The organism is Bacillus sp. ISL-35, from assembly GCF_018613355.1.
Lineage (GTDB): Bacteria > Bacillota > Bacilli > Bacillales > Cytobacillaceae > Mesobacillus.
Window position 1 is genome coordinate 88798 of the sequence record NZ_JAGGQK010000011.1, and the last position, 15575, is coordinate 104372.

At 42.4% G+C, this 15575-nt stretch carries 20 protein-coding genes, 1 pseudogene and 1 riboswitch; of the genes and pseudogenes, 14 read left to right on the forward strand and 7 right to left on the reverse strand.

What is annotated here, in order from left to right; translation table 11 throughout:
• The first annotated feature begins 2 nt into the window (after nt 1-2).
• From J7E38_RS15640 to J7E38_RS15650, 3 genes are read left to right on the forward strand one after another with little or no spacing between them, the layout of a single operon-like run.
• Complete coding sequence (locus tag J7E38_RS15640) at nt 3-185, forward strand: hypothetical protein (protein WP_214706829.1); 183 nt, start codon at nt 3-5, stop codon at nt 183-185.
• A gap of 13 nt (nt 186-198) precedes the next feature.
• Complete coding sequence (locus tag J7E38_RS15645) at nt 199-363, forward strand: hypothetical protein (RefSeq protein WP_214706828.1); 165 nt, start codon at nt 199-201, stop codon at nt 361-363.
• Between the two features lie 15 nt (nt 364-378).
• Complete coding sequence (locus J7E38_RS15650; protein WP_214706827.1) at nt 379-717, forward strand: hypothetical protein; 339 nt, start codon at nt 379-381, stop codon at nt 715-717.
• 44 nt (nt 718-761) lie between these two features.
• Here the strand turns inward: J7E38_RS15650 and J7E38_RS15655 are convergent, their stop codons facing one another.
• Complete coding sequence (locus J7E38_RS15655; protein WP_214706826.1) at nt 762-1169, reverse strand: GNAT family N-acetyltransferase; 408 nt, start codon at nt 1167-1169, stop codon at nt 762-764.
• Nucleotides 1170-1447: 278 nt separating this feature from the next.
• Between J7E38_RS15655 and J7E38_RS24170 the strand changes: the two genes are divergently transcribed.
• Both J7E38_RS24170 and J7E38_RS15660 read left to right on the forward strand, forming a co-directional pair.
• The gene (locus J7E38_RS24170) at nt 1448-1582 is read left to right on the forward strand and encodes a hypothetical protein (RefSeq protein WP_260983660.1); all 135 of its coding nucleotides are present in this window, start codon (nt 1448-1450) and stop codon (nt 1580-1582) included.
• Nucleotides 1583-1731: 149 nt separating this feature from the next.
• Nucleotides 1732-1983, forward strand: a complete 252-nt coding sequence (locus J7E38_RS15660; protein ID WP_214706825.1) for a hypothetical protein — start codon at nt 1732-1734, stop codon at nt 1981-1983.
• 78 nt (nt 1984-2061) lie between these two features.
• Here J7E38_RS15660 and J7E38_RS15665 read toward each other — a convergent pair whose 3' ends face one another.
• Nucleotides 2062-3066 carry a DUF3231 family protein gene (locus J7E38_RS15665; protein WP_215038712.1) on the reverse strand — a complete coding sequence of 335 codons (1005 nt, stop codon included), beginning with the start codon at nt 3064-3066 and terminating at the stop codon, nt 2062-2064.
• Between the two features lie 169 nt (nt 3067-3235).
• On the opposite strand from J7E38_RS15665, the gene yiaA reads away from it, so the two are divergent.
• The 4 genes and pseudogenes from yiaA to J7E38_RS15685 form a co-directional block, all read left to right on the forward strand.
• A complete protein-coding gene (yiaA, locus tag J7E38_RS15670) occupies nt 3236-3706 on the forward strand; it encodes an inner membrane protein YiaA (protein ID WP_214706821.1) in 471 nt (156 codons plus the stop codon).
• A gap of 17 nt (nt 3707-3723) precedes the next feature.
• Entirely contained in the window at nt 3724-4179 is a 456-nt protein-coding gene (locus tag J7E38_RS15675) for a PaaI family thioesterase (RefSeq protein WP_214706819.1), read from the forward strand.
• A gap of 162 nt (nt 4180-4341) precedes the next feature.
• A complete protein-coding gene (locus tag J7E38_RS15680; RefSeq protein WP_214706817.1) occupies nt 4342-4734 on the forward strand; it encodes a hypothetical protein in 393 nt (130 codons plus the stop codon).
• Between the two features lie 133 nt (nt 4735-4867).
• Nucleotides 4868-5389, forward strand: a pseudogene (locus J7E38_RS15685) (cupin domain-containing protein); the annotation flags it as partial.
• 1181 nt (nt 5390-6570) lie between these two features.
• Here J7E38_RS15685 and J7E38_RS15690 read toward each other — a convergent pair.
• Nucleotides 6571-6726 (reverse strand): hypothetical protein, encoded by a 156-nt coding sequence (locus J7E38_RS15690; protein WP_214706814.1) that lies wholly within the window; start codon nt 6724-6726, stop codon nt 6571-6573.
• A gap of 189 nt (nt 6727-6915) precedes the next feature.
• A riboswitch (cyclic di-AMP (ydaO/yuaA leader) is annotated at nt 6916-7065 on the forward strand.
• Nucleotides 7066-7157: 92 nt separating this feature from the next.
• Between J7E38_RS15690 and J7E38_RS15695 the strand changes: the two genes are divergently transcribed.
• The gene (locus J7E38_RS15695) at nt 7158-8507 is read left to right on the forward strand and encodes a TrkH family potassium uptake protein (protein WP_214706813.1); all 1350 of its coding nucleotides are present in this window, start codon (nt 7158-7160) and stop codon (nt 8505-8507) included.
• A 52-nt stretch (nt 8508-8559) separates the two neighbouring features.
• On the opposite strand, the gene J7E38_RS15700 is transcribed toward J7E38_RS15695, so the two are convergent.
• On the reverse strand, nt 8560-9006 hold the full coding sequence (locus J7E38_RS15700) for a GNAT family N-acetyltransferase (RefSeq protein ID WP_214706812.1): 447 nt from the start codon (nt 9004-9006) through the stop codon (nt 8560-8562).
• Nucleotides 9007-9429: 423 nt separating this feature from the next.
• On the opposite strand from J7E38_RS15700, the gene J7E38_RS15705 reads away from it, so the two are divergent.
• Complete coding sequence (locus J7E38_RS15705; RefSeq protein WP_214706811.1) at nt 9430-9696, forward strand: hypothetical protein; 267 nt, start codon at nt 9430-9432, stop codon at nt 9694-9696.
• Nucleotides 9697-9739: 43 nt separating this feature from the next.
• Here J7E38_RS15705 and J7E38_RS15710 read toward each other — a convergent pair whose 3' ends face one another.
• Together J7E38_RS15710 and J7E38_RS15715 are read right to left on the reverse strand one after the other, a co-directional pair.
• Nucleotides 9740-10507 carry a DUF1129 family protein gene (locus tag J7E38_RS15710; RefSeq protein ID WP_214706810.1) on the reverse strand — a complete coding sequence of 256 codons (768 nt, stop codon included), beginning with the start codon at nt 10505-10507 and terminating at the stop codon, nt 9740-9742.
• A gap of 181 nt (nt 10508-10688) precedes the next feature.
• Nucleotides 10689-11033: a PadR family transcriptional regulator gene (locus tag J7E38_RS15715; RefSeq protein WP_214706809.1), complete on the reverse strand. Its 345-nt coding sequence runs from the start codon at nt 11031-11033 to the stop codon at nt 10689-10691.
• Between the two features lie 316 nt (nt 11034-11349).
• Here J7E38_RS15715 and J7E38_RS15720 point away from each other — a divergent pair, with 316 nt between their 5' ends.
• From J7E38_RS15720 to J7E38_RS15730, 3 genes are all read left to right on the forward strand, one after another.
• A complete protein-coding gene (locus J7E38_RS15720; protein ID WP_214706807.1) occupies nt 11350-11544 on the forward strand; it encodes a hypothetical protein in 195 nt (64 codons plus the stop codon).
• Between the two features lie 86 nt (nt 11545-11630).
• Entirely contained in the window at nt 11631-13694 is a 2064-nt protein-coding gene (locus J7E38_RS15725; protein ID WP_214706805.1) for a DUF4179 domain-containing protein, read from the forward strand.
• A 111-nt stretch (nt 13695-13805) separates the two neighbouring features.
• Nucleotides 13806-14396 (forward strand): MEDS domain-containing protein, encoded by a 591-nt coding sequence (locus J7E38_RS15730; RefSeq protein ID WP_214706803.1) that lies wholly within the window; start codon nt 13806-13808, stop codon nt 14394-14396.
• A 369-nt stretch (nt 14397-14765) separates the two neighbouring features.
• Here the strand turns inward: J7E38_RS15730 and J7E38_RS15735 are convergent, their stop codons facing one another.
• Nucleotides 14766-15221 carry a GNAT family N-acetyltransferase gene (locus tag J7E38_RS15735; RefSeq protein WP_214706801.1) on the reverse strand — a complete coding sequence of 152 codons (456 nt, stop codon included), beginning with the start codon at nt 15219-15221 and terminating at the stop codon, nt 14766-14768.
• Nucleotides 15222-15575: the final 354 nt, after the last annotated feature.

Consider the following 15575-nt stretch of genomic DNA (forward strand, 5'->3'; position numbering starts at 1 on the left):
TTATGTCAGAGGAAAATAGAGAGCGGTTGAAATTAAAGGAGCAGCAGAAAAATCCGGGGGCCGCCCTGAACAATACCTTGGCACGAGCGGTTACAGGCTCGCCCGGCAGTGGTTGTCTGGTTAATATCATTTCGATATTGATGGTTTTGGGTGTGGTTTTATTAATCCGAGCGTGTTCACAATAAAGGGGAGTAATGTTTGAGAGCCTTAGTCAGTTTTATATTGTTGATCATTGGAGGTCTGCTTATTGGTGTAACGGTGGAGAATTCATTGATCGGAAATAGCATCGTAAAAGGGATTGGTGCCCTTTGCGTCATTGGTTTTTTAAAAATCGTGCCGCGTAACAAAGACAGCTTATCCTGAAAGGCTGGGGAGCGAATGAAAAAAATAGTTAGGCTGGCTTTAATAGTGGCCGCATTGGCTGCAGTTGTGCTGCAGAAACCCGGTGAGGAAGATTTTGCAAGCTGGATGGAAGAGACATATGAAATTCAGTGTCTTGATGAGACGTGTGATGTTTTTCAATTAGAATCAGGCGCAGAGCAAGTGGTCCTGCAATCCGTGCAAGGCGGTTACTCACCAGGGATCTTTGTGTCTAGAGTACATAAAACCTATAGGAATCAGGAGGATCCATCCTATCATTTAGAGCTTAAAGCATCGGGATTCCTGGGGGATTTTTCTCTTAATGAGGAAACCATGAGAGGAATGTTTAAAAGGTAAGTGAAGTTTCATCCAAAAACGCCTGGATTTCTCCAGGCGTTTACTTAAATAGTGCCAGACTGCCTGCCAAAATTCCTCTTAAGCATTCCATTGGATTTTACCATTCCCATTTTCTTGTAAAAAGGGACCAAGCTATCGTCACAACACAAATCGATCATGTATATATCATCAAGTTCTTTTAACATGGTGTTAACTAAATTCTTGCCAATACCTTTATGCTGATAATGGGGCAGGACTTCCAGGAGCGGTATGTAAGCAGATAGCACACCATCGCTTATTGCAGTTATGAACCCGACAACACGATTAACGTCAGGGTCTACTGCCATGATCACTTTACTGCTGTTTTCCAGCAATTTCAGATGTGTTTGGGGACTCGGCGGATTGGGCCAATCCACAAAGAAACCGCTCAACATATCAGGTGTGATGCCATCAAGACTATCTTTATAAATCATCGTATATCAACTCCTCATTGTTTTATAAGAGAGGATAAAAATCAAAAGTATAATAACAAAGCAGCAACCTCCAAACCATCAGTGGGTTACCATAAACTATTCGGCTTGAATTTCAAAGCTCCTTCAAATTTGTTTTATCCATGCTAATTTTTTCAGCTTTATCATCACTACCTATTGTAAATAATATAGAAGGATTTCTCGTGAAAAGGGGGTCCTTTTTTGAATCGCGTGTGGAGTGTGCTGGTTCTATTTTCGGAGGCATTGGAGGTCTGTGTGGAATGAGTGAAACGAAAGAGGAGCTGAAGCAGCAGTTGAGTGTGCTGACGGCTCGCAGGGATCGAATGCAGAAGAATCTTTATGAAGTGGAAAAAGAGATTTCGGAAATCAACAGCAAGCTGGCTAAGATGAAATAGTGAAGATGAAATATGACTGGAAGGGAAGCTGCCTTAAAAAGGTGGCTTCCTTTTAATTTTTGAGGGCTGAAGTGTGTATATGTCTATTCAAATTCTACAATCACGAATAAAATATTGAGAGCATTTTTTGCAAAGGAGTGGTGAAGTAAATGGACAGGGAGATTACGAATCAAACTTATTCCAACCGTGTGTTGAGGGCGGAATTTGATGACAACTGGGAGACGACGATCACGGAGACTGGCTATGTTAAATATATCGCGCTGAAAAATAAGGCTTCGGTTGAGCTGATGCTTTCTGATGGTTCAAACAGGCTGGCGCTTTTCCCGAAAAATGGGTACATTCTGGTAGGGAGTGGTGGAACGAGCCACTTTAGTAAGCCGCATGTAACAATTCAGCGATAGAGGTCAGGGCAGGGGTTGAACCTTAGTGAATTTGGGTGATGAAAAAATGTCCAACCGGTACGGAAGGACATTTGATCGTTAGTTATCACCCGAGAGTTCTCTTCGATTTGGCGCAAGTGGGGGTTGTTCCAGCCATTTGTGCTTTTTCATGATATCAAACCACTTTTTTGTCACCATTATATTTTTTAGAATGATGCTTTCGTACGTTGTAACTAAATCAGACCGCATGGCTGATGCCAGGCCTGTTCCGTAGTAGACTTGCGAGGCTTGGAACAGGAATCCTGTGTGATACATCATGAGCTTGTCTGAAAATGGGGAATCGGTAGAAGTTGTCACTTCTGTTTCCCATGAACGGGGAACTGGCAAGTTATCATGATGCATAATGTGGGTAAACTTTTGGATGTGTTGGTCCGCCGTCTTCTCAGATTCCACTAGAAACTTCCTGACTTCCTTTGATTGAGCCACTTGGCTAAAGGCGATTGAAAGTGTTTTGGCCATGATATTCTTCTTGATGTTGAAAGAAATACTGATCACTTCCGTGGCTGTTAAACATCTTCCTTTTCCGAAAATTCCATCGGTAAAATCCTCGCTCTCGATAAAGCTAGGGTTTTTATCAGGATAAAATAGAGGATCTCTTTGAAAATTGCCTTTTTCAAGCAATAGTTCAATTGTCTGGTGATACATTTTCTTGGCATCATTATCACACGAATCATAGAAATCCCGTAAATCCTTTCTGACTGATACGCTTAGTGCGGTGACGTGACCAATCAATCCGTGCAAAGTCATGATATGTAAATAATTCAAGCAGAAAATGTCGGAGAACAGCCTGCCAGCTCCGATATTGATGTCATTTTCACCAAATCCGATGGGAACAGGAAACCCTTCATTTTTAATGAAAGTGGCAAGCTGAGCCTTTTGCCGTGCAAATGTACTGATCGCGTCCTCAAAGATGGCCTTTATTGCCACGTCTTCAATAATGGTGACCATATATCTGTTTACTGAATCAATCATTGTCCCGTTTACATACTCGCCCCACAAGGAACCTATTTCAGACGAAGTTAGCCTTAACTTGTCATGATCCATAATCTCACCTCGCAACGTATTATCCCCTCGTGTGGAAAAAATATGATTTTTTCTATCCAACTGTAAAATCACAAATTTTAGAATTTTATCTATTATTTGTCATAAATTTCTATATAATAAATTTATACATTAGCACTATTTTTATAGGTAAAAGAGGGGGAGAACAACAATGTCTAATGATCAGGAGATACTATTGGATAAAGGCGAGCAAAGCAAGCCGAAGGTGAGAGTGGAGAGGAAAGAAGGAGAGCCGACATCGGCGTTCAAGGGGGCTTCCTGGGCGGCGCTCGTAGTCGGTGTGTCCGCTTATTTGATCGGATTGTTCAATGCAGCAATGCAGCTGAATGAAAAGGGCTATTATTTTGCAGTTTTGATATTTGGACTTTATGCATCGGTGTCATTGCAAAAAGCGGTCCGGGACAAGGAAGAAGGAATACCGGTTACCAGCATCTATTATGGCATTAGCTGGTTTGCTCTGATCGTCTCGATTTCATTGATGGCCATTGGCTTGTATAATGCAGGAAGCATCGTCCTTAGCGAAAAAGGATTCTACGGCATGTCATTCGTGCTTAGCCTTTTTGCGGCAATCACGGTTCAGAAGAATATCAGGGACACGCAAAGAGCAAGAGAGAGAGACTGATTTAAGAGGAGGCCATTGTGAAGAAGAGAATTGATGAATACCAAATCCATGACAAGCACTATAAGGAAATTTTGGAGCGGGTAAAAAACGATCCGTACGCGCAGTCATTAGGCATTCAGTTAACAAAATTCGAAGCTGGCTTCGCGGAAGCAGTGCTCGATGTGCAAAGCCATATGGTCAACGCTCACGGAACCGTCCATGGCGCGGTGATTTATGCTCTGGCCGATCATGTTTTTTCAGTAGCCTGCAATGCCTATGGAAAAACGTCGGTAGGACTGTCCACTACCATTCAGTTCATCGAAGCAGTGAAACCGGGAGAGAAAATCGTGGCAAGGGCCACAGAAACAAGGCGGAACTTCCGCACAGGATTCTACAGAATCGAGATTTTTCACGGAGAAAATCCCGTCGCTACCATGGAAGCTGTTGCTTACCGGAAAGATCAGTATTTCGTTGAACTCGAAGACCAGGAGTAATGGGGTAAAAGCTGTCATTTGGCAGCTTTTTTCTGTTTTTGGGGAAGTCTTATCGGATTTTTGCAGGTTTGCTGGTGAAGGCGGAAAGGCTGTCAAAGAGACGCTCGGAATCTTTTGCATATGATCATCATTTAAGAGGACACTGTCAGGGAGGTGGTAACTATGATATTGAAACTGGTTTTCGCAATGGGACTATTGTCAATCGCTCCGTTTAACTCTGCTTCTAAAACTATTCCTCCATCCCCTGAGATAGTAAAGTTTTATACAAATATTCCTGAAAAAAATAACTGGGTAACGGTTCCAGAAGGCACAAAAGAAATAACCATCACTGTTGAAGCCCTAAATACTGAGACAGTCCTATTCTGGTTGATCCCGACTGGTACTGAAACCTGGAATGAAAGGATACTGATTGGCTATGACATTAAGGATGACGGGGATAACTTTTTTTCATTAACCTGGAAGGTGTCAGGTCCGTTGCTGAACCATTTGGAAGTACAGGCTATAGGGGAAACCGGAATGGCGGGGGCGAGTTTAAATATAACATCAAATCCATAAAAGGATGTAACTTTAGCCAAGTATTAGGGTCATTCCTTAGTTAAACAATACAGGCAGTCCTATTTCCTGCTAAGTACATTCCCGTCACAAGTGCATAGGATATCCTGAGAAATTGTGAAGGGATTGAGCAAAAATGTACTATGGATATTCAAGTCCGTACCCTAATTATGTCAATGGGCAGATGTATTACAATAATGGACGACAATGTGTGAACTGGGGCCAGGCGAATGGTTATTCTTATCACTATCCTTACAGGAATATTGTTTTAAAGGATTATGGTCCCAACCCGTATGTGGTGAATATCAATGAAGCATCGATTCAAAACCAGAATTATCGGACAGCCTTGTGGACAGGGAAACATTTGCAGGTCACCTTGATGAGCATCGATGTTGGCGATGATATCGGTTTGGAAATACATCCGGAGGTCGATCAATTTTTGCGGATTGAAAAAGGCCAGGGGGTTGTCCAGATGGGCAAGAGCAGGAATAACCTGACCTTTCAAACCAATGTCGCCGATGATTCCGCCATCATGATTCCTGCAGGAACATGGCATAACGTGACCAACACAGGCAATACTCCGCTGAAGCTATACTCGATCTATGCTCCGCCGAACCATCCATTTGGTACGGTGCATGTGACCCATGCAGATGCAATGGAAAGACCAGTAGCGAGCAATGGAACACCAGAGGTTTTTGGAAAGACCCCGGACGAATGGGTGAAACATACCGAATTTTTGGTGCAGGAAGGACTGGAGGACGTGAAAAGAGGCATCAACGCCACCCACATCCTCCAGGAATTCATTCTAATGGGCGTGCTTGTCGGCAAAGGATACACACCTGAAAAAGCATATGAGACAGTAGAAGAATGGGAACGTACAGGGCAGTCCAAACTCCTTCAGCAGAGTAAGAATATGTAGTTGTGGCTTTGGATGTGCTTGGGACACGGGGGAGTTCTCGTGTCCTTTAATATTTAGGAAGGGAAATAAAAAGCTCGTGGTTTTGACAGGTTTGAGGTGTTAGGTGAAAAGCTGTCAGAATAACCCCTGGATTCAGACAGGTTTGCGCTGTTAGGAGTAAAAGCTGTCAAAATAACCCCTGGATTTAGACAGGTTTGAGGTGTTTAGGTGAAAAGCTGTCAGAATATCCCCTGGATTCAGACAAGTTTGCGCTGTTAGGAGTAAAAGCTGTCAAAATAACCCCTGGATTTAGACAGGTTTAAGGTGTTAAGGGTAAAAGCTGTCAGAAAAAGCTCGTGATCTTGACAGGTTTGAAGTACTAGGAGGGGAAGTTGTCAAAAAAAGACCTGCATTCAGACAAGTTTGAGGTGTTAAGAGGAAAAGCTGTCAAAAAAAGCTCGTGATTTAGACAAGTTTGAGGTGTTAAGAGGAAAAGCTGTCAAAAAAAGCTCGTGATTTAGACAGGTTTGAGGTGTTAGGAGGAAAAGCTGTCAGAAAAAACTCGTGATTTAGACAGGTTTGGGGTGTTAAGAGGAAAAGCTGTCAGAAAAAGCTCGTGATCTTGACAGGTTTGAGGTGCTAGGAGGAAAAGCTGTCAGAAAAAGCCCGTGATTTAGACAGGTTTGCGGTGTTTAGGGGAAAAGCTGTCAGAAAAAGCCCGTGATTCAGACAGGTTTGCGGTGATAGGAGTAAAAGCTGTCAAAAAAAAGCCCGTGATTCAGACAGGTTTGCGATGTTAGAGGGAAAGCTGTCAGAAAAAGTCCTGGGATTAATCAGGCCTGAGGGTGTTAAGAAGGTAGCCTGGGAAAATTGATGCAAGGTGAAATACATAACTGTACAAGACGAGTAACTATAAACAAAAAACCACTCTAAAGTGGTTTTTAATCCCGCATGGCTCCTGCTTCTCGGGAGGTCATGGCGCCTTGGCCTGCCTGTACATCTTTTTGGATTTGCTGTTTTACTTGCTGTGCATCTGTGCCGGCAAATCCGGGAGTTGTGGCATTGTCGCTTTTCGCGTTTTGTTGATCCTGTTGCATATTATGGTTTCCTCCTCAGTTATCGTTTTATCAGTATTAGTATTTACTGAAGTAATATCAATATATGCTAGGGAGACGGGGCCCCACGGAAGAGCTGTCCGTCGACTCTGAATCTGGTCTAAATTGTAAAATGGGCATTGACACCAATATAATATAGGAGTAATTTATATGTATTCATTTTTTAATAACGAAACCTTTTTGCTGAATCCTATGAGCGGGGGAACCATTTTTGGATAAATCGATTTTATCTTGGGGTGAATTTTAGCGCATGATGCTAAAAGGGGATGCTCTCAATCCCTAATCCGACAGCTAACTCCGTAAGCGCGGTTGAGAGAAGGGTCTTATGGCCATTCTTTATTTGAGATGGTCTTTTTGTGATTTTTAGGGATGGGGATTCCCATTATAAGTTGAAAAGTAAAGAAGGGGTATATTTGGTCAATATATTGAAAAAGAATCGTTTGAAACCGGCTCAAATCATTGTTTTGTTTTATGTTTTCGCTGTTTTGATCTCAGCCGCGCTGCTTAGTTTGCCAGTCGCGTTGAAGCCGGGGGTTAGCTGGGAATTTATTGATGTCTTGTTTACCGCAGTGAGTGCGGTGAGTGTAACAGGTCTTGGGGTTGTATCCACACCGGATACCTTCAGCACAACCGGCATTTTTATCCTGATGTTTATCCTCCAGTTCGGCGGAATCGGGATCATGACGCTGGGTACATTTTTTTGGCTGGTGCTGAGAAAAAAGATCGGCCTTAAAGACCGGCAGTTAATCATGACGGACCAGAACCAGTCCCAAATGTCGGGCCTGGTCAAACTGATGAGGCAGATATTGACCATCATCCTGTTGATCGAGGCGCTGGGAGCATTGATATTAGGGACTTATTTTCTAGGTTATTTTCCGACATGGGAGGAAGCGTATCTTCAGGGAACGTTTGCGGCTGTCAGTGCAACAACAAATGCAGGGTTTGATATTACGGGAAGCTCCATGATTCCATTTGCGCATGATTACTTCGTGCAAACCGTGAACATCATTCTTCTGACCCTGGGAGCGATAGGATTCCCAGTCCTGATCGAATTGAAGGAGTTTCTCCTGAATCGTAAAAAACACAAACGAGCCCATTTTTCTTTGTATACCAAGGTGACGAGTTTGACCTTTTTTGCACTGATGTTCTTCGGTGCATTCGCCATCTTGCTTTTTGAGTATAATCACTTTTTTAAGGATTACAATTGGCATGAGTCCTTCTTCTTTGCCTGGTTTCAATCATCTTCCACCAGGAATGGCGGCCTTGCTACAATGAATGTCAGTGATTTTTCTGACCCGACATTGCTGCTGCTGTGCTTTTTGATGTTTATTGGGGCATCACCAAGTTCGGTGGGCGGGGGAATAAGGACGACCACTTTTGCCGTGATTCTATTGGTCATCGTTAACTTTGCAAGAGGGCATAACTCGATCAAGGTATTTGGCCGTGAATTGCATGAAGAAGATGTCCGGAAGTCAGTGGTCGTAAGCTTTTTGGCGATCATTCTGTGTTTTGCGGCGGTGGTCATTTTGAATGCAACAGAGAAGTTCTCGATGATGGAAATCATGTTCGAGGTCAGTTCCGCATTTGGGACAACTGGTTTATCAATGGGGATTACGCCTGATCTGAGTTACGCAGGGAAGGTCGTCATCATTGCCATGATGTTCATTGGAAGAATCGGGATCCTTTCCTTCATTTTCTTGTTCAACCGTGGAAAAGCAGAGCCGAAGTGCCATTATCCAAAAGAAAGATTGATTGTTGGCTAGAAATTTGAATAAAACAAACGCTGTTGATCACAGGATCAACAGCGTTTGTATTTTATAACGATATCTTCATGAATTTGCTGACATCCTTAAAACCCATTTTTTCATATAATTTCATTGCTGTTTCATTGTGTGAATAAACATTCAGCCTTACATCACTATATCCATTTTTACGAAACTCATTTAAAGCTTCCTCCATCAACAATTTGGAGTAGCCTTTGCCTCTGTATGGCGCTTTTACATAAAGGTCATTGATCCAGCCGATTTCATCACCCGTTAAGTAATCAAATGCCTTATCAATTTGAACCCATCCAACAAGTGTGTCGTCATCCATCAAGCAAACAAAATAAGCATCATATTTGGCGGAATGCTCATATGCTTCAATCATTTTTTGCTGATTATCATCTGATTCGTGATTCGTTGCTTCTTTACGGTTTATCCCAGCATATTCATAGATTTCGTGGATCTCCGTTTCGGAAGCCACTTTAAAGCTCAGCCCCATACCTTCCACCCTCTTAAATAAATTCTAGCTTTATAAATATACGACATTTGTTCACAAAGTCCTTTTTCAAGGTTCAGGTCCCGCAATTGGTGAAACCCTGTTTAGTGTTAATCGTTATCTGCAGTGTCACCATGAAAAGGGGTGATTAACAGTATTTTTAACATCTTTTTGGTACCTTATATTGAATCTGCCTTTCAATTCGTTGTTTGAAAGGCATTGTCGTATCTGTTTGCCATGTTTATTGGCGAAAAAAATTTTTTATTGGCGATTTTTACGTGTTTATTGGCGAAAATCGATTTTTATTGGCGACTTGGAAATTTTCGTTGATTTTTTCCAACTCGAATGTGACCAGGTACATCCAATTTTTCTTGTAACTTCCAGTCTCCATATTCGTATATAAAATAAGGGATCGGAGGATGGAAAATGAAAAAGGTATTTGAAGTTACATATAAGGGTCATCATATACAAGTGGAGAATACATGGTTTAATGGGGAGAAGCTATTAGTGGACGGCAAATTACAGGATCAGAATCTGGGGTTTGCCTTTGATCGAGCCACTTTGAATGGGGTGATCAAAAATAATGACGGTGCAAACCAGAATATTAAAGTTAGCCTCGGCGGTGCCGTTACCGTAGAGTGCAGGATTTTTGTCGACCATGAACTGATTTATCCTGATCATGTGATTGAGTAAAATATAGAAAGGAGCTTAACTTAGTTGAGCTCCTTTTTCAATCTTAAATCTTCTTCTGCTCTTTTTTTCTCTGGTAAAAAAAGATGGCGATTAATACAGCTGATGCAAGTATAAAGGTAAGGACGGTGATCGTGATGTACAGAGAATTATTGTTTGCTTCTTCTGGGATGAATCGGATGGCAATTGGTCCGATGGATATGAATAAAGGGATCAGTACGGTGAACCAGGTTTTGGTGTACAGTGCAGCACCGATGAAAATCACGGCGCACAGGACAATGATCCAGTTGTTTTGCGCTGGGGTTGCTACAAAGGTGGGTTCGAATTCCTGAGTTTTGTACCAGAGCAGGAATACCACGATTAAACCGGTTACTGTCATCGAGATGCCGGTAAACAGGACATAGCCCCATTTAGAATGAAAGAATTTCGGCATTACCTTGAATAAGAACAAGCCGTAAATCAGGATGCTCATAGTGCTGATGATCATCGCAAACCAGATGGTTCCTTGAGATATGGAAAACGTTCCTTCGATTGCCGGTCCGATGCTTAAGTATGCTGCGAGCAGCAGGATCATCAATGGAAAAAGGGCGGCTAGCTGACGGTAGTCGGTCTTCATGGATTCACCAATGCTCTTCATATAATTCTTCGGGCTGTCCCCGATAATATGGCTGACATCTTTGCCGGCTGCTTCCGCCTCTATCAAATGCACCTCAAGTTCTTCGGTGATTTCATTGATTTCCTTATCGTTTTTACCCTTTGAAATCAAATACAGCCGAAGTTCCACTAAAAATTGTTCCGCTTTTTTCGAAACCATCCCATCATTTCCCCCTTTTGCTTAGGCTCTTTTCTCAAACTTCTTTGCTATTGGCTACACCATAGAAGTGAATGAACTATGCTTCTTCTCTAAGGAGATTCTGGCTATGAGAAAAGAGCATACCAACTTAATACCGACCTACAAAATAGATTTGTATAACGTTAAAATCGGCTTTAGGATTTTAACAACTATCATTACGAAAATAGCCTTTATTCAATACATTGTTCACCGATGTGCTCAGCTGCGTCCATCGGATGATGAATTGCTCCAATTCCTGCTCGCCTTTTTCCGTCAATGAGTAATATTTACGTTTGGGCCCTGCAGTGGATTTCCTTAGCGTTGTGCTCACCAGGCCTTCCTTTTGCATCCTCAGCAGCAGGGGATAGATCGTCCCTTCGCTAAAAGAATGGAAGCCATAGGACTCTAGCTTGGCGGCCAATTCATATCCATAGATCTCGCCCTCTTTGATGATGGATAAAAGGCATCCATCAAGGATCCCTTTAAGCATTTGTGTCGTATCAGCCATTTAAAAGGCTCCTTTCAGTAACTTGTATTGCAAGGTATTGGATGTGAAGAACAGTACCTTGTATTACAAGATATACTTTTACTATACATTCCGGTATCTTGTAATGCAAGGGTTAAATGGAAAATTGCTGTAAATTTGGATAAAGAGAAACTGGCTGAGATAATTTCTGTCGCCCATTTAGAAAGGAAGGAGTCTTATGTAAAATCATTCCTGGCTGCTGAAAGAACTCAAAATCCTGTCTAGTTCCTATGTCTCTATTTGCCATTTTGTGGTATTGTGGAAGTGATATACAGATATCAGAAAAGGGGTGGTCGTTTTGAAGAAAATAACCATTTTCCTATTGATCACTTTAACTGCTTGTAATGCTGAAGAACCGTTAACATATTGGACAGACAGTACAGAAAATCAGATTCAGCGTCTGGATGAAGCGAAGATTAAATATGAGGTCAGAGATGGCGAGATTTGGGTCAGGGAGAAGGATTTGAAGAAAGTCGCGGCATGCTGTTCTTGAGGACAAAGTATTTTCAAAAATGACTGATTATTCAAAAAGTGAGATCAGGACAGCGGATTCGTCTCTCTGTCCGTGGGGGGATACATATGATACTGGAAAAAATAGAGCCGATTTCGAAAGCAGCGATCCAGGAGAAAGGAATTGAACCTGTCGTCGATTGGTTTGAGCGGTATAAGGAGTATTTCTATACGCTGGGCTGGTTCTCCGTTCAAAATCAGCAGCAGTTGGAGGAGCTTTTTTACCAGTGTATTGTGAAGGTGCATAAGGAGTGGCCTAGATATAAAGGGGATGTCTCCTTCAAAATGTGGGTGACAACCATTTTTGTTCAGAACGCCCGTGGGTTTTCTGGATTAAAGGTTTCTGAGGAAACGCGTCAGGATCTATACAAAGCGATTGACCACCTGGAAATGGATGAAAAGGAGGCGCTGATCCTTACCTATGCAGCAGGATTTTCCCTTGAGGAAGCATCGCAAATCCTTGGTAATACCGTGGATAAGATGAAGAGCTATCTGTTCTCGGGGATTCAGGCGGTCCGGAACCAGCTGTATGGAACTGATTTTCATGGCTGTGAAGAGTATCATACACATTATATCGATTATTTGGAGAAATCCATGGATCGACCGGCAAAAGTCGAGTTTGAGATCCATCTTTATAACTGCCCGGAATGTCAGGCAGATTTGGCCAGCTTTCAGGAAATAGCGGCGACCAGGTTGAATCGGGTTGAGGAGGTGCAAGGGCTTACTGTACCGTCTCAACTCATGGAAAATGTCAGGAAGAGGCTGGCAGAAAAAAAGGATCACCGACAAAAGAGGAACAAAAAGCGTCAAAAATGGGCCCTTATTTTTGCAAGTGCGTTTGCATTCGTATTGGCGCTGGGTTTCATGACGGGTTTACTGCCGAAGGTCTACTATGCCTGGGCGGAAGATGATGAACAATTACGCTCCTATTTGCAGCAAGGACTTGGTGAAAGGCTGAGCCTGGAAGCGGAAAGTGACGGCGTGTTGGTGAAAATCAAGGGTGTGGTTGCTGATGACTTCCAGACGTTGGTTTTTTATGAAATTCACTCTTTAGAGGAAGACAAGCAATATTTCATGGGTTTTGATGATGGAGTTTCCGTTGAGAACGAATCTGACATTATGAAAACTCAAAGCTATCCACTGTATTCTTTTCCTGATGCTGAAGCAGAAATGAACAAAAATGCGAAGAATGTGTTTTACGGAAAAGTTTCCCTCAGGCCGCTTGAAGAGGCTGAGGGGCTGATCAAGCTGAGGATCAACAGGATTCAGGAATTGACGAACGACCCAGCGCTCAGATTTGGTTTTATGCCCGGTGAAAACAAAACAGGCAATTGGTCCTTTGAATTCCCGGCAACAAAACAGCCTTCCATGGAATACACAGTCAATCAACAGAAGGAAATCGAGGGAGTCCCGATTCGGATTAATAAACTGACAATTGCTCCAACAACCACAGTTTTGCAATATGCAATCAACACAGAAAAACTGGAGACGCGAATCGATATGGTGAATTTCCGTACTCTGGAAGTCAACAAGAAAGAAGTGGAGGCTGACATGTATGGCAGCAGCCACTTTATGGATTTTCAGCAGGAAAATGAATGGACGGCTTATCAAACATACTTCGATCCACTTTATGGGGAAAATCCAAAAGAGGTGAAAGCCCAGTTAGAATCGGTGTATTTATCCGTCGTCAAACCTAAAACCATCGATCTGGGCGCTACCCAGACATTCCCTCAGAAAATTGAATATGCAGGCAGTAACCTCACCATCGATAAGGTTGAAAATGGGCAGATGACCAATGTCATGATAACCAATAAAGAATTCAAAAATCGGGAATTCGAATCGCTTCAGTTCGATTTTCAAGACGGATCTGCAGACCAACCAAGCATCACGCATATGGACTCTAAAGGAGTGCTTCTAGACAAAGCTGGTGTCGAATACGATCCGCACAAAGGACCTGTCGATTACGAAAAACTGGATCAACCGCGTTACTATGTCACAGAACAGACGCTGGGAATCGAAGGCCTCGAAAAAAACGATATGAAACTTAATATTACGGGGTATAATGCTTTGAAGTATGTAGAGGAAGTCTGGGATCTGTCGCCAGTTCAGCTGTCCCAGGAAAAAGGAGAATAAGTCGGACTGTGGGACGGGAGAACCGTCCCTTTTTCTTGTTTAGCAAAAAACGAATAGTACTTTCCAAATATAAAGCGTAGAATGAAAGCAATACAAAAAAGGAGTGGTCACTTGAAATATAAAATGGCTCAGTTGTTAGAGGACCAAAAGAATGTTCATATACTATACTCATATGATGGTATGGGGAATTACATAGAACAGGCCGTAAGATATATAGAAGAAGGCGTTCTGTCAGGTGATTATGTAATCCTGATTGAAAATGATCGTAACTACAGAATCCTGCATACAGAATTGGAAAAACGGTTAACTGAGGTCCAAATGGAAATGGTTCACTGGGTCAACAACTTCGATTTTTATTATTCAAGTGGAAGTTATCATCCTCCTGCGATTACGGAGTACTTTGAGAAAACAGTCCAGCCATATGTGGAAAATAAAATTTCTTTTCGGTCATGGGCACATGTCGAGTGGGCTTCTATGAAAGAGCCGCTGAATATTATTGAAGATTTTGAGAGAATAGTGGACGAAGCTGTAAATCAACTATACTTCCCGTTGATTTGCGCTTATGAAGGCCTAAAGATGCCAGATCACCTCAAAAAAATCTTGATGGAAACACATCCTTATGTTCTGATGGAGGATGAGCTTGTCCCATCCGAACAATATAGTGAATTGGAAAAGGTTCTAGCATTTGAAGAAAGCGAATAAGAAGTAATTTAGAAAGGACGGGATAACGGTTCTTTCTTTTTTTTTGTGTCGATAGGTATAAAATTTGTCACGGTCAAATATATATATGGACAACTACTGCTGGATGATAAATTGGAACTATAAGGTGCTGATCGTTTGAATAGAAACAAGAATTTGCAACTAACCATCTATTTACTTTTAGGTTTGCTTATCGTTTTAATTGTTCATGTCATACTCCACACAAAGGTCTATGTCGTGTTTAGTGCAAGTCTTGGCTCAGTCTTTATGATTGGTTTGATCATCTTTTTAATTGTATACCTGTATTTGAACGGATAAGGTGGGACATGGGGACGGGGAAACCGCCCCTTTGTTATTTTCCTCCGCCTTACATTACAATTCTCTCGTCATAAATAAGCTATTCGGGTCCTCGGTATAATCTGCAAAAGGCGGGCAATAATCGAAGCCGTATTTCTCATAAAGCTTTCTAGCGGGTACGAACGCTTCCATTGAACCTGTTTCCAGGCTCAGTTTTTTATAGCCACGGCGTTTGGCTTCAGAGATTATGTGCTCAAGCATGGCCTGCGCGACACCTTTACGAAGATGGGCAGCTGCCGTTCTCATCGATTTCAATTCACCATGCTGGGGATCCAGCTCCTTCAATGCACCACAGCCCATCAACTGGTTCCCATCCCAGACCGTCCAGAACGTGATCTCCGGTTTTTTCAATGCCTCGAGTCCGAGGGCGTGGATGCTCTCGGGAGGGGAGTGAAGTGTCATTCCTTGCAAATGCTCCCCAATTAAAGCGATCACTTCAGGACTTGTTAAATCGTCGACTCTAATCTCCATTTTGAACCTCCAGAATTTTTCAAAAAAAGTAAGTGGATTAGAGATATCATAGCCTGAAGACAGCATAACCGTCGAACTGTATCCATATTCTCTAATCACGAATAAAGCTCCTTATCAGGGATCTTTTCATTATTTGTATAGGGAATTATAAAAACCTATTAGGTGAGGATGACTAGTGTGGATGTCTTAATCCAGCTCCAGCGCCTAGCCCCTCGAGTCGCTTGTCTAGTTTCGCCTCCTAGAAACTCCGAAACTTCAACTCCGCCTGCAGAAGCAAAAAGCGCTTCTTTGTCGGAGTCTCCAGTTTCTGCGTTTCTGGGCAGTCGGCTACACATTTCGGTTTCGGTCCGCCCA